This is a genomic window from Mixta sp. BE291 (assembly GCF_031457955.1).
Lineage (GTDB): Bacteria > Pseudomonadota > Gammaproteobacteria > Enterobacterales > Enterobacteriaceae > Mixta.
Window position 1 is genome coordinate 620,948 of sequence record NZ_JAVDXN010000001.1, and the last position, 13,448, is coordinate 634,395.

Annotated in this window: 14 protein-coding genes; 8 read left to right on the forward strand and 6 right to left on the reverse strand. The window is 56.9% G+C overall.

Going from position 1 to position 13,448, the window contains the following annotated elements; all coding sequences use genetic code 11:
• Window positions 1–70: 70 nt before the first annotated feature.
• The 6 genes from hemA to kdsA are packed head-to-tail and all read left to right on the forward strand — an operon-like array spanning window position 71 to window position 5,381.
• Window positions 71–1,327, forward strand: coding sequence for a glutamyl-tRNA reductase (gene hemA, locus J2X14_RS03015; protein ID WP_352409724.1), 1,257 nt, complete (start codon window positions 71–73; stop codon window positions 1,325–1,327).
• Between the two features lie 36 nt (window positions 1,328–1,363).
• Window positions 1,364–2,446 (forward strand): peptide chain release factor 1, encoded by a 1,083-nt coding sequence (gene prfA / locus J2X14_RS03020; RefSeq protein ID WP_352409725.1) that lies wholly within the window; start codon window positions 1,364–1,366, stop codon window positions 2,444–2,446.
• On the forward strand, window positions 2,446–3,273 hold the full coding sequence (gene prmC / locus J2X14_RS03025; protein WP_352409726.1) for a peptide chain release factor N(5)-glutamine methyltransferase: 828 nt from the start codon (window positions 2,446–2,448) through the stop codon (window positions 3,271–3,273). Before prfA ends, prmC begins: the two co-directional genes overlap by 1 nt.
• Before the next feature lie 13 nt (window positions 3,274–3,286).
• Window positions 3,287–3,685 (forward strand): SirB2 family protein, encoded by a 399-nt coding sequence (locus J2X14_RS03030; protein WP_352409727.1) that lies wholly within the window; start codon window positions 3,287–3,289, stop codon window positions 3,683–3,685.
• Window positions 3,682–4,491 (forward strand): invasion regulator SirB1, encoded by an 810-nt coding sequence (sirB1, locus tag J2X14_RS03035; RefSeq protein ID WP_352409728.1) that lies wholly within the window; start codon window positions 3,682–3,684, stop codon window positions 4,489–4,491. Before J2X14_RS03030 ends, sirB1 begins: the two co-directional genes overlap by 4 nt.
• A 35-nt stretch (window positions 4,492–4,526) precedes the next feature.
• A complete protein-coding gene (gene kdsA, locus J2X14_RS03040; protein WP_352409729.1) occupies window positions 4,527–5,381 on the forward strand; it encodes a 3-deoxy-8-phosphooctulonate synthase in 855 nt (284 codons plus the stop codon).
• A gap of 82 nt (window positions 5,382–5,463) precedes the next feature.
• Here kdsA and chaA read toward each other — a convergent pair whose 3' ends face one another.
• A complete protein-coding gene (gene chaA, locus J2X14_RS03045) occupies window positions 5,464–6,561 on the reverse strand; it encodes a sodium-potassium/proton antiporter ChaA (RefSeq protein ID WP_352409730.1) in 1,098 nt (365 codons plus the stop codon).
• Between the two features lie 390 nt (window positions 6,562–6,951).
• On the opposite strand from chaA, the gene chaB reads away from it, so the two are divergent.
• Together chaB and J2X14_RS03055 are read left to right on the forward strand one after the other, a co-directional pair.
• Entirely contained in the window at window positions 6,952–7,182 is a 231-nt protein-coding gene (chaB, locus tag J2X14_RS03050; RefSeq protein WP_352409731.1) for a putative cation transport regulator ChaB, read from the forward strand.
• A 426-nt stretch (window positions 7,183–7,608) separates the two neighbouring features.
• A complete protein-coding gene (locus tag J2X14_RS03055; RefSeq protein WP_352409732.1) occupies window positions 7,609–8,286 on the forward strand; it encodes a gamma-glutamylcyclotransferase in 678 nt (225 codons plus the stop codon).
• Between the two features lie 10 nt (window positions 8,287–8,296).
• Here the strand turns inward: J2X14_RS03055 and J2X14_RS03060 are convergent, their stop codons facing one another.
• Genes J2X14_RS03060 through tagF form a run of 5 tightly spaced genes read right to left on the reverse strand, consistent with a single transcriptional unit; the run spans window position 8,297 to window position 13,440 of the window.
• On the reverse strand, window positions 8,297–9,715 hold the full coding sequence (locus J2X14_RS03060; protein WP_352409733.1) for a serine/threonine protein kinase: 1,419 nt from the start codon (window positions 9,713–9,715) through the stop codon (window positions 8,297–8,299).
• Between the two features lie 54 nt (window positions 9,716–9,769).
• On the reverse strand, window positions 9,770–10,720 hold the full coding sequence (locus J2X14_RS03065) for a hypothetical protein (RefSeq protein WP_502889959.1): 951 nt from the start codon (window positions 10,718–10,720) through the stop codon (window positions 9,770–9,772).
• Between the two features lie 44 nt (window positions 10,721–10,764).
• Window positions 10,765–11,541 (reverse strand): PP2C family protein-serine/threonine phosphatase, encoded by a 777-nt coding sequence (locus tag J2X14_RS03070; protein ID WP_352409735.1) that lies wholly within the window; start codon window positions 11,539–11,541, stop codon window positions 10,765–10,767.
• On the reverse strand, window positions 11,538–12,710 hold the full coding sequence (tagH, locus tag J2X14_RS03075) for a type VI secretion system-associated FHA domain protein TagH (protein ID WP_352409736.1): 1,173 nt from the start codon (window positions 12,708–12,710) through the stop codon (window positions 11,538–11,540). The genes J2X14_RS03070 and tagH overlap by 4 nt, the downstream gene beginning before the upstream one ends.
• A 34-nt stretch (window positions 12,711–12,744) precedes the next feature.
• Window positions 12,745–13,440, reverse strand: a complete 696-nt coding sequence (tagF, locus tag J2X14_RS03080) for a type VI secretion system-associated protein TagF (protein ID WP_352409737.1) — start codon at window positions 13,438–13,440, stop codon at window positions 12,745–12,747.
• Window positions 13,441–13,448 lie beyond the last annotated feature (8 nt).

Sequence of the window (13,448 nt, forward strand, 5' to 3'; positions counted from 1 at the left end):
ATCCCACGCATCTTGTAGAATGCGCCCCATAAAACCCCAACAACATTGGGATAACCCGATCTGATTCACCATGACGCTGCTGGCCCTCGGAATAAATCATAAAACGGCACCTGTTGCCTTACGCGAAAGAGTGACCTTCTCGCCGGATACGCTGGAACAGGCTTTAAACAGCCTGCTGGCGCAGCCGATGGTGCAGGGGGGCGTTGTGCTGTCCACCTGTAACCGCACAGAACTCTATCTTAGCGTAGAGCAGCAGGAAAACCTGCATGAACGTCTGGTGCAATGGCTATGTGACTATCACGGCCTGCGCGAAGACGAGGTGCGTAAAAGCCTTTACTGGCATCATGACAATGAGGCGGTGAGCCATCTGATGCGCGTCGCCAGCGGGCTGGATTCGCTGGTGCTCGGCGAGCCACAAATTTTAGGCCAGGTGAAAAAAGCCTTTGCCGACTCGCAGCGCGGCCATTCGCTCTCCAGCGAACTGGAGCGCATGTTCCAGAAAACCTTTTCCGTTGCCAAACGGGTGCGTACCGAAACCGAGATCGGTGCCAGCGCCGTTTCTGTGGCTTTTGCCGCCTGTACGCTGGCGCGCCAGATCTTTGAATCGCTCGCGACCGTTAACGTATTGCTGGTCGGTGCGGGCGAAACCATCGAGCTGGCGGCGCGCCATCTGCGCGAACATCACGTTAAAAAACTGATCATCGCCAACCGTACCCGCGAGCGCGCTCAGCTGCTGGCGGATGAAGTGGGCGCGGAAGTCATCAGCCTTTCGGAGATCGACAGCCGCCTGGCGGAAGCGGATATTATTATCAGCTCCACCGCCAGCCCGCTGCCGATTATCGGTCGGGGCATGGTTGAGCGGGCGTTAAAAGCGCGCCGTAATCAGCCGATGCTGCTGGTGGATATCGCCGTACCGCGCGATGTCGAGCCGGAAGTCGGCAAGCTGGCTAACGCCTATCTTTACAGCGTTGATGACCTGCAGGCGATTATTGAAAACAACATGGCTCAGCGTAAGGCGGCAGCCGTCCAGGCTGAAACCATCGTTGCGCAGGAGAGCTGTGAGTTTATGGCCTGGCTGCGCGCGCAAAGCGCGGTCGAAACCATTCGCGACTATCGTGATCAGGCGGCGCAAATACGTGCTGAGCTGGAAGCAAAAGCGCTGGCCGCGTTGCAGCAGGGCGCCGATGCGCAGGACGTGCTGCAAGACCTGGCCCATAAGCTAACCAACCGGCTGATTCATGCCCCTACAAAATCCCTGCAGCAGGCTGCACGCGACGGCGACGGTGAGCGCCTGCAGATCCTGCGTGACAGCCTCGGGCTGGACTAGAACAATTCCACACCAATACAGGGTAAACCATACCAGATGAAGACTTCTATTGTTGCCAAACTGGAAGCCTTGCAGGAGCGCCACGAAGAAGTGGAAGCGATGCTTGGCGATGCCAGCGTCATCGCCGAGCAGGAGCGTTTCCGTGCGCTTTCGCGCGAATATGCTCAGCTTACCGACGTCAGTAAATGCTTCCGTCAATGGCAGCAGGTGCAGGAAGATATTGCCACCGCCGAGCAGATGTTGAGCGATGCGGAAATGCGCGATATGGCCATGGACGAGCTGAAAACGGCCCGTACGCAGAGCGAAGAGCTGGAACAGCAGCTACAGGTATTGCTGCTGCCGAAAGATCCCGACGACGAACGCGATTGCTTTGTAGAGATACGTGCCGGTGCAGGCGGTGACGAGGCGGCGATTTTTGCCGGGGACCTGTTCCGTATGTATAGCCGCTTTGCCGAAGCGCGCCGTTGGCGTGTGGAAGTGATTAGCGCCAACGAAGGCGAGCACGGCGGTTATAAAGAGATGATCGCGCGCGTCAGCGGCGAAGGCGCTTATGGTCGGCTGAAGTTTGAGTCCGGCGGCCATCGCGTGCAGCGCGTGCCGGAAACCGAATCTCAGGGACGCATCCACACCTCCGCCTGTACGGTTGCCGTGATGCCGGTGCTGCCGGAAGCAGAACTGCCCGATATCAATCCGTCCGACCTGAAAATTGATACCTTCCGCTCGTCGGGTGCTGGTGGTCAGCACGTTAACACCACCGACTCCGCGATCCGTATCACCCACTTGCCGACCGGCATTGTGGTGGAGTGTCAGGACGAACGTTCCCAGCATAAAAACAAAGCCAAAGCGTTGTCGGTGCTGGGCGCGCGTATTCATGCTGCTGAGATGGCCCGCCGGCATGAGCAGGAAGCGTCCACGCGTCGCAATCTGTTAGGCAGCGGCGATCGCTCCGATCGTATTCGTACCTACAACTTCCCGCAGGGGCGCGTAACCGACCATCGCATCAACCTGACGATCTATCGTCTGGATGAGGTGATGGAAGGCAAGCTGGATACCCTGATCGAACCGATTGTGCAGGAGCATCAGGCCGATCAGCTGGCTGCGCTGTCCGGGCAGGATTAATGGAGATTCGCAGCTGGTTAAAAGCCGCCTGCGCCACGCTGTGCGGCGGCGAAAGCCCGAAGCGCGATGCCGAAGTGCTGCTCTCTTTTGTTACCGGGAAGTCGCGCAGCTGGCTGATGGCGTTTGATGAGACGCCGCTGGAGGCTGCGCAGCTGGCACAGCTCGATACGCTTATCGCCCGGCGCGCGCGTGGCGAACCGGTTGCGCATCTGACCGGCGAACGGGAGTTCTGGTCGCTGCCGCTCACCGTTTCGCCGGTTACCCTGATTCCACGTCCCGATACTGAAATTCTGGTGGAGCAGGCGCTGGCGCGTCTGCCTCATCACGCGGTGGATATTCTCGATCTCGGCACCGGCACCGGCGCAGTGGCGTTAGCCATCGCCAGCGAACGGCCCGACTGCCGGGTTATCGGCGTCGATCGGATAGCGGAAGCGGTCGCGCTGGCGCAGCACAACGCACAAAAATTGCACATCGCCAACGCCACTTTCCTGCAGAGCGACTGGTTCAGCGCGCTGGCGGGCCAACGCTTTGCGCTGATTGTCAGCAATCCTCCCTATATTGATGCCGCCGACGTGCACTTACAGCAGGGCGACGTACGCTTTGAGCCGCTCAGCGCGCTGGTCGCGGATGAGCAGGGGCTGGCCGATATTCGGCATATTGCGCAGGCCGCCCGCGACTACCTGCTGCCGGAAGGATCGATAATGCTGGAGCATGGCTGGCAACAGGGCGCCGCAGTGCGTACTATCCTCTCGGCCCATAACTATCAGGCAGCAGAAACCTGCCAGGACTATGCCGGTCACGACCGCGTAACGCTGGCCAATTATTAACAGGGAGAGCACTATGGCTGCTTATTATGGCGTAATTAAACATCTTCATCTGCTCACCGTCGCCGTGACGGTACTGCTGTTTATGCTGCGTTTTTTCTGGCTGCAACGCGGTTCGGCGATGATGTCGCAGCGCTGGGTGCGCATCGTGCCGCATGTCAATGATACCTTGCTGTTTATTACCGGGATCTCTCTGGTAGTGATTACGCACTTTTATCCGTTTTCGCCGCAGGGTACATGGCTGACGGAAAAGCTGTTTGGCGTTATTATCTATGTCGCCCTGGGCGTAGTGGCATTTGGCCGCCGCCCGCGTGAGGCTAAAGTACGCTGGATTGCCTTTATCGTGGCGCTGGCGGTGCTGGGCATCATTATTAAGCTGGCCGTAACCAAAGTGCCGCTTTTGGGGATTGTATGACATCCGTAACAAATATCGATTTTAGCGAAGCGCCGCTGTGTGAAGCGGTGATCGCCACTTCGCGCGCTATCCGCACTGACTTTCCGGCAGAAACGGTAAACGCGCAGCTGCAGGCGCTGGTTGAAGAAGCGCGCGCCTGGGTTTCCACAGTAGAAGGGCCCGATTTTCAGCTGGAAAAGCTGCTGGAGCTGTTTTATAAAAAGTGGCAATTTGGCGGCGCCAGCGGCGTCTACAAGCTTTCCGACGTGCTCTGGCTGGATAACGTGTTAAACACGCGTCGGGGAACGGCGGTGTCGCTCGGCGTGGTGCTGTTGCATATTGCGCATCAGCTGGAGCTGCCGCTAATGCCGGTGATTTTCCCGACGCAGCTGATTTTGCGCGCCGACTGGATGGATGGCGAAATGTGGCTGATCAATCCATTTAACGGCGACACGCTGAGTGAGCATACGCTGGAAGTCTGGCTGAAGGGCAACATCAGCCCAACGGCGGAGCTGTATGACGAAGATCTCGATGAGGCGGAATCCGCTACCGTGGTCCGCAAAATGCTGGATACGTTGAAAACGGCATTGATGGAAGAGAAGCGCATGGAGCTGGCGCTGAATGTCTGTAACCTGCTGCTGGAGATCGACCCGGACGACCCGTATGAAATTCGCGATCGCGGGCTGATTTACGCCCAGCTTGATTGTGAACACGTTGCCCTGAGCGATCTGATCTACTTTGTTGAGCAGTGCCCGGAAGATCCGGTCAGCGAGATGATTAAAGTTCAGATTCACGCAATAGAACAGAAACAGGTGACGCTGCACTAAGCGGTGTTGACCATTCAATGAAAAAAGGCGAAGGCATGAAAGAAAAAGTTGTCAGTATCGGTGATATTCAGGTCGCCAACGATCTGCCGTTTGTACTCTTTGGTGGAATGAACGTACTGGAGTCGCGCGATCTGGCGATGCGCATCTGCGAACATTACGTCACCGTAACCAACAAACTGGGCATTCCTTACGTTTTCAAAGCCTCTTTTGATAAAGCTAACCGTTCCTCAATTCGCTCCTATCGCGGTCCGGGCCTGGAAGAGGGCATGAAGATTTTCCAGGAGCTGAAGCAAACCTTCGGCGTGAAAATCATTACTGACGTGCATGAAGCGTCCCAGGCGCAGCCGGTTGCCGATGTGGTTGATGTCATTCAGCTGCCTGCCTTCCTGGCGCGTCAGACCGATCTGGTTGAAGCGATGGCGAAAACTGGCGCGGTCATCAACGTCAAGAAGCCGCAGTTCGTTAGCCCAGGCCAGATGGGCAATATCGTTGAAAAATTTGCCGAAGGCGGTAACGACAAGGTTATTCTGTGCGATCGCGGCGCTAACTTTGGTTATGACAACCTGGTGGTTGATATGCTGGGCTTCAACGTCATGAAGCGCGTTTCTAACAACAGCCCGGTGATCTTCGACGTCACCCACGCGCTGCAAACGCGCGATCCGTTTGGCGCCGCTTCCGGCGGTCGTCGTGCGCAGGTTGCTGAGCTGGCGCGCGCCGGTATGGCGGTGGGCATTGCGGGTCTGTTTATTGAAGCGCATCCGGATCCGGCTAACGCAAAATGCGACGGCCCGTCCGCGCTACCGCTGGACAAGCTGGAACCATTCCTGGCGCAGATGAAAGCGATTGACGATCTGGTAAAAGGCTTCCCGGAGCTGGACACCAGCAAGTAAGTGCGCAGGCTTGTGGATCAAAAAAGCAGCGGTTAACCCGCTGCTTTTTTTATGGTTCTGCGTGCCGGTTGGGCAAGCAAACTTACAGCATAATCGTCATCAGATAGCCGATAAACAGCGCCAGGTGCGCCGCACCGTTCAGGACATTGGTGCGGCCAGTCGAGAACGAAATATTACACAGGATCAGCACCGCGCTCATCACCACCATATGCGGCGGTTCCAGACCGAAAATCAGCTGCTGATCGGTGATCGCGGCGATTAGCGTTACCGTCGGCACCGTCAGGGAAATGGTCGCCAGCACCGAACCAAAAAACAGGTTCATGGCGCGCTGTACCTGATTCGCCAGCACCGCTTTAATCGCACCCAGACCCTCCGGCGACAGAATCAGCAGCGCCACCAAAAAGCCGGTAAACTGTTCAGGCGCGTTGAGTTCAGTGAGGAGATGCTCCAGCGGGCCCGCGTTCATTTTAGTTACGCTGATCACCGCCACCAAGTGAATCACCAGCCAGATCGCATGCCAAAGGCTGCTGTGGGCGGACGGTTTACCGTGATGCGGATCGTCATCATCGCCTTCATCTTCATGCTCATAGATAAACAGGCTTTGGTGCGTTTTAGTTTGGATCAGCAGAAACACGCCATACATGGCGGCGGAAATAGCGGAAATAATCAGCGCCTGCGTGGTGGTGAAATTGCCGCCCGGCAGCGCATTGGGGAACACCAGAACCAGAATCGCCAGCGGAAAAATAGCAATCAGATACTGTTTCACCCCGGCAAGATTAACATACTGCGTGGCAAATTTTCGGCCGCCCAGCAGCAGCGCAAACCCTACCAGCCCGGCGGTGACAATCATAATGATGGAATAAAGCGTATCGCGCATCAACGCGGGCGCGGCGCTGCCGGTAGCCATTAACGCCGAAATCAAGCTGACTTCCAGAATCACCACCGACAGACTCAAAATCAGCGAACCATAAGGCTCGCCCAGTCGGTGCGCCAGCACGTCCGCATGACGTACCACGCTAAAGGCGCTGCACAAAATGCCTACCAGCGCTAACAGATTAATGGATATCACCAGCGGCAGAGAATCTGCACTACCGTAAAACCATAAAACAGCCAGCGCAGCCAGAGGGAAAAAAAGTGAATATTCGGTATGGCGGGTTTTCTTGCTGTCGTGTGTACCCATAGGCAACATATCCTCCTGTCTGATCGGGACATCCCTTATTACAGAAACCCAATAGCGGGCCTCTAAAGATTAAACGCTGTAATCATTTTTACCAGCGCCAACAGTGTAGTGGCCTGACATAAATATGCATGCTTTTTTACTTTAGTTTACTTTTTTGCGCGAATAAGTTCAGAACGTTAATTTTTATGAGAAATCTCCGGTAACTATATTTAAATCAAGACATTACGATAATAAAAATATAATCAAACTACCGCTTAAAGCTGGAAATGGCGTGGTAAACCAGAGCTTATAGCGCTTCTGCGTCAGAAAAGATCAACAGCGCCTTAGCCGCAAGGTTTGCGTAAAAAATCATGCCAGGCCACACTTAAATCGACGATCACAGGAGGAAATATGCCTTATAAAACCACAGCTTCATTGCCGGATAATGTCAAAAATGTCCTGCCTGCCCATGCGCAGGATATTTATCAGGCGGCGTTTAACAGCGCCTGGGATGAATACAAAGAGAAAGAAGCGCGGCGGGGCGACGAATCGCGTGAAGAAGTCGCCCATAAGGTGGCCTGGGCGGCGGTAAAAAGTAAATATGAAAAGGGTGATGACGATAAGTGGCATCCCAAAAAATAAGCGCGTCGCCGGGTGCGCCCTGTACCCGGCCAAAAGCCGTAGCTACGTCTGTTTATCGGGTCAGTAATGTTGCGCCTCTGGCCAGCATTTTCCCCGCGCCATGTTGCCGGATAATATTATGCTTCGGCGTATCGGGCTGAATGATTTTCCCCGCGCGCGCGCTGACCGCTGCGTCATATTACCCCGGTTCGCTCCCCGTTAGTTCTCACGATAAAAATTTCCCTTAAATCACTCAAGAGTTCCTTCGCGCCGCCGATGCTTTTTATAACATCGAATATGTATGCGTTCGGCTTCACGCTTGCAAGCGCTGGCGGAAATGAATAAGGTTTCTTAATTCTGACGCAACGGCAGCCGCGCTGCGGTGATCCCTCGCAGGCGCGAGGGCGATACGACAGAGGTAAGATAAGCAAGGCTGAGGAGGTAAGGTTGTTAACACGCGAATTCTTATTAAAAGCAGACTGTAAAACCGCTTTTGGCGAAATTGAAGAGTCGCTGTTATGGACCAGTGAACAACGCGCGGCATCGCTGGCAGCAACGCTGGCTTGTCGGCCCGACAACAGTCCGGTCTGGATTTTTGGCTACGGCTCCCTGATGTGGAATCCGGTATTTGAGGCAGAAGAGGTGGCGGCTGCCACGCTGCACGGCTGGCATCGCGCGTTTTGTCTGCGCTTAACCGCAGGACGCGGCACGGCGCAGCAGCCCGGACGCATGCTGGCGTTGAAAGAGGGCGGCATCACCAGCGGGCTGGCTTTTCGTCTGCCGCATGAGCGGCTGCATGAAGAACTGGAGCTGTTGTGGAAACGTGAAATGGTGACCGGCTGCTACCTGCCCAGCTGGCGCGAGCTGACGCTAAAAGATGGCCGCCGGGTCTCGGCGCTGGTATTTATCATGGATCCGCGTCATCCGTTATATGAAGCGGACACCTGTTCAAATACTATCGCGCCGCTGATTGCCCATGCCAGCGGGCCGCTGGGCACCAACGCGCAGTACCTGTTTTCCCTGGCGCAAGAGCTGCACCAGCGCGGTATGGAAGATACCGCGCTGTCCGATCTGGCCAGACAGGTACGCGAACTGCAGGTGACGCATCACGGCTTACAGGGCTAGCCCCGGCAAATTACTTCTTGCGTGCCGGATTAATCAGCCAGGTTCCGGCGCGGTTTATCTCCAACTGCTGACTGTGTACGCCATCCTCCTGCTGTACTTCAATCAGATAACGACCAGCGGCGAGATTCAGCGCCGCGTAGCCGTTGTTGCTCGGCTTCACATCCAGCGTTTCCCCGTTCAGGCTTACCGTCTCGTTACTGCGTAAACGCAGATAGACCGTTGCCAGCGTCGGGCCGCTGCCCTGCGGCTGCGGCTGCGCCGCCTCGGCTGGCGCGCTGTTTTCGCGGGTGGTTTCGGCTGGCTGATCGCCGCCGCTGTTCACCAGAGTGGCGATAGCAATCACCGCCAGCAATGCGCCGCCGCTGAGTAAAATCAACGGCAGCGAAAGACGACGCGGTGCGCGCAGGGTGAGCGGCTCAGCGCTGGCAGCGCCGTGATTCACCGCCAGCACCACCGGTTCCGGCGTAGGGGCCATTTCCGGCTCTTTCTCCTGCACCGCATTGACCTGGCTCACCAGCTGCTGGACATCGCTAACCGGCAGAGAGATCAGCGTCGCCAGCTCATCCACCGACTGCGGGCGTTCAGAAGGCTTCATCATCAGCGCGCGATCGACGGCATGCAGCAGCGACAGCGAATAGCCTTCAGGCTGACGCTGCGCCAGCGGCTGATAGTGATCCTCAATGCAGCGCACCACGCTGGCGGGCGGCGGGCTGCCGGTTATCAGCGTATGCAGCACCGCGCCCAGCGCATAGATATCGGTCCAGGGACCTTGATCGCTATCGGTCTCTTCGCTGTACTGCTCTATCGGCGCGTAGCCTGGTTTCAGCATGATCTCCGTTTCATCGGAAAGGTTGCCGATCTCTTTACGCGCCGAGCCAAAATCCAGCAGCACCGGCAGCTGGTTATCCTGAATCTGAATATTATCCAACGCGATATCGCGATGCAGATAGCCCGCCTGATGAATGGTGCCAATCGCGCCAAACAGCGGCGGCAGCAGCTGACGTATCCACGCTTCATTGATGGTATCCGGATGCTGCTGTTGCCATGCTTTTAACGACATGCCGCTATACCAGAGCGTGCCCATATAGGCGGTGCCGTTCTCTTCCCAGAAGCGCAGCACGTGCAGCAGGCCGGGATGGTTAAAGCGCGCCAGCAGGCGGGCTTCCTGAATAAAGCTGCTCAGCCCGGCGTTAAACAGTTTGCTGAATCGTTCGCTGCGCAGGCCAAGCGACAGGTCGTCATTACGTATCGCCAGCGACGCTGGCATATACTCTTTAATGGCGATAGTACGTTCCAGCAAATGATCCCACGCGCGGTAGACAATGCCGAAACCGCCGCCGCCAATCACATCCTTGATTTCAAACTCATTGAATCGATGGCCCGCCGGGAGGGCGCCAGCCACCATATTCTGCTCTTCATTTGCCGACATAGTTACCACTCTCTGAGCGTTTACGGCCTGTTTACTGCAGGCACGCGCCTGCGTTTAATTTAAGGTGCGGTATGCGCCAATCGCCGGATCGGCGAGATCGGGATGCAGCGCATCCACCAGCATAACGGTGACTTTTTGCTTAGCAGGCAGCATGCCTGACCAGGCTTTGCGCACGGCGCTAACCCGCGCTCTGACCGCCGAAAGATCCTGTGCGGCGCTTTTATCCATTTTGACCAGCAGCGTTCCGTTGAACTGCCAAAGGTGCAGATGATTATCAAACGGCAGGATCGCCCAGCTATCTTCCGCATTGGCGTTGGTCACCACCATGCGCTGATTATTGATATTCACGATGCTTAAGGTCGCGCTGTCGGGCTTCAGACCAATCAGCGGATAGCCCTGCCAGAAATGCACCGTAACCGGTTCGCTTTTGCCGTCGCTCACCAGCGTTAACTGGCTGGCGCCTTCCAGCCACCCCTCGGTCGAGCAGCTCAGATCGCGATTATCAGGGATAAACATCGACTGGCCGCTTTCATCCCACCAGGTGCGGAAATGACAGCCGCCCGGCAGGTCGAAATGCTGTAGCGGCTCGCTGTTGGCGGGGCGTGAAAGATCGAGCGGAGCGGCGTTATCGGCGTTCGCCGTGGCGGTCGCATCGGCGGTGACAATGGGCCGCCAGTTTTGCGCTTTCACCGCGGTTCCGCTCGCCAGCGCTGCGCCCTGGCCATCCATCATCTCCCACGGCAGCTCCTGCAACTTGCCACACTGGTTGGCCAGCAGCGTACCGACGCGGGGTAAAAAAGTGGTTAATACCGTCGAATCTTTGCTTTCACCGGAAACAATGCGCAGGTGCAGCGTATCTTTACACCAGTCCTGCGGCGCGTTGCTGGCGACATTATCAATAAACACCTCCAGCGCCATGCTGGGGGAATAGACCACGCGGTAATTCTCGGCGTTGGCAGCAAAGGCCGTAAACAGCGCGATAGCGCCGGTCACGCCAAATTTTATCGCCTGTGGGCATGTAATCAGCAATCTCATAATGCTCCCTGGAATTAATCGCGAGGCGGCAACAGGCGTGCCGAATCAGCCAGTGACTGTAATAATGTCGTCTCCTGCGGCGACCCGACCCAAATGGCGAAGGCGCTCAGGTTATCGTGCTTGCGTACCCGATCGATGGCCTGTTGCATCAGCGTTAGCCACTCTTCGCAGCTATTGACCATGCGCAGCGCCTGCTCCATTTCGGCAGTCGCCAGATGCAGCCAAAAGCCGTCGCTGCACACCAGAAAGGCGTCGCCATCTTCCAGCGTAATCACCTCGCTGTAACTCACCTCGCGCATCGTTTCAGCTCCGAGCGCATTATAAAGTAAATTACTGTTAATGCCGGTATTTTCATAACCGGCATCCTTCATGCGCTGCGCCAGACTGTGATCGTGCGTCACCTGTTTCAGGTAGCCACGCCGGAAATGATAAATGCGGCTATCGCCCGCGTGCGCCCACCACGCCAGCTGCTGGGTGCGGTCAATAAACAGCGCGGCGAGGGTCGTACTCATGCGCTGTAATTTCGGATTTATCTGCTGTGCTTCACGGATGGCGCGATCGCTTTTTTCAATTGCCTGGCGGCTCTCCTGAAGGGTAAACAGCGGCAGCGCACCAAGCGTATCCAGCAGCGTATCGCAGGCGATGCGCGCCGCCTGTTCGCCGCCGGGCAGACCGGCCACGCCATCGCACACCGCAAAGCAGGCGTTCTGTTCGGTCAGCAGATGCCCCAGCCGATCCTGGTTGCTGGTACGCTCGCCCTGTTGCGAGGTCATAGCAAAGGCGATATTCATTCGTTCTCCATCCGCGTCTGAGAGTCTTTGTACTGGTTCACTTCCATATCATAGGCGTGCAAAAACGCTTCGCCGAACAGGGAGTGGAAATCATCCTCCAGCTCACCGGCGGTGCGCTGGTAGCTGCGCATGAAATAGTCCCACAGCGCCGCTTTGCGATGGGCGGTAAAACGCATTTTGGGCAGTTGACCATCCTGTCGCGCGTTATCTTCCAGCCGCTGCGGATTAAACGATTGCAGCATCGCGGCGATAATCGCCCGGATACCGGCAATCATGCCGAGCTGATGCGCCTGTAAATCCACCAGCGCATCGCGCACCGCCTGTTCCGGCTGCATAAAGCCGGGCATCTGACTCTGATACATCTGCATCAGCACCGTTTTGCCCGACGGCAAAATCTTAAACGGGTTGTTGGCCTCGTTGAGGATCATGGTCATTTCCGCCTTCACCCCGCGCTTAAGGATCGAGCGCGAGGAGAGCAGCGCCACTGTGCCCTGTGAAAACAGGCTCAGGATGCGGCCGGTCATGCGCATCTGCTCTTCGGTCAACGCTTCCTTGCCGTGGTTATCCAGCCCCATGCCGTCCAGCAGCGCCTGAATCAGCCGACTATCGCTGCAGGGCTCGGCGTTTTCGCTGCGCTCGCTCTGGTCACGCGGCAGCGGATCGATATCCAGGCGGCCGCCGCTGTGCGTGTTGGCGCGGCTGGCGCCGTTATCCACTACCGCAGGCTCCTCCAGCGTGCTGGTCACCCGCATCGGCGACGCCTCATGTTGCGCCATACCCAGCGGATCGTCGGTCAGGGCGTGCTGCTGAAACAGCGACAGCGGATCAAGGCTATTGGCGAGATTTTCGCTCACGGTTTCATGGCGCGGATCGCGCACTTCAATTTGATAATCGCCAACGGCCAGGGTATCGCCATGCTGTAGCGTTACCTGGCTGTCGCGATCCAGCGGACGTCCGTTTAGCACCACGGTGGTGACGCTGCCGCGATTGGTCAGGCGGCATTCACCCTGCGCTGAAACATGAACCACCGCCTGCAGGCGAGAAATAGCCCGCGCTTCATCCGGCAGGACTAAATCGTTGTCCTGACTGCGGCCGATGGTTCCGCCGGGAGGTAAAAATTCCACCGTCTGATGGGGCACGCCAGTCTGTTGCACAATGGTAAATCGCATGATGATTCCTGCATCAAAAGTCGGGACAAAGGCACTACTCGAACATCGGTGGGTAGAGACCGTTACGCCCCGGCTGCGCGCCCGCGGCCGGGTTAAACAGCAGGGAAAAAAGCTGGGCATTTAAGATGCCGCTGTGTTTGTGCGTGGCGTGAGGAAATCCGTCGCAGCGGTTGCTCCACCAGTAGCTGATAAAATGTTGCGGGTTAAAGCGATCGGCGACTTCGCGCCAGCTTAAGGTGCAGGGCAGATCCTGATAGCCGATCACATCCATAATCGCGGAGCGCTGTTTTTCCGGCACCGGCAGCGGCGCCAGCGCCAGCAGATGTTGATCCAGCACTTCCACCGGCTGCGGCTCGCGTACCGCCTGCAGCAGACAGTTGCCCAGCTGACGATACCAGTCACCGGCGATAATCAGCTGCGCCGGATGCCACTGCTCCGGGGTAAAGGTTTTTACCGCCACCAGCGGCCAGTTGCGGCCAACGCGATCGCGTGAGGGCAGCAAACAGCCCATTTGAATGCGCTGAAAGCCGGGCGTCACCGGAATAATAAAGTTCCATACCGGGGCGCGCAGAAAGGCTTCCGCCGTCTCTTTTTGCTGATGCCCCTGGGAAAGCCCCTGCTGAAACCAGTTGGACCATCCGGTGACCAAATTTTCCGCCAGCCGCCGCTGCAGAAAATCGCCGGTAACCGGTAACTTGCCGTACCAGCCGGGGGCTAATTTCTCCGCCATAACCGTTA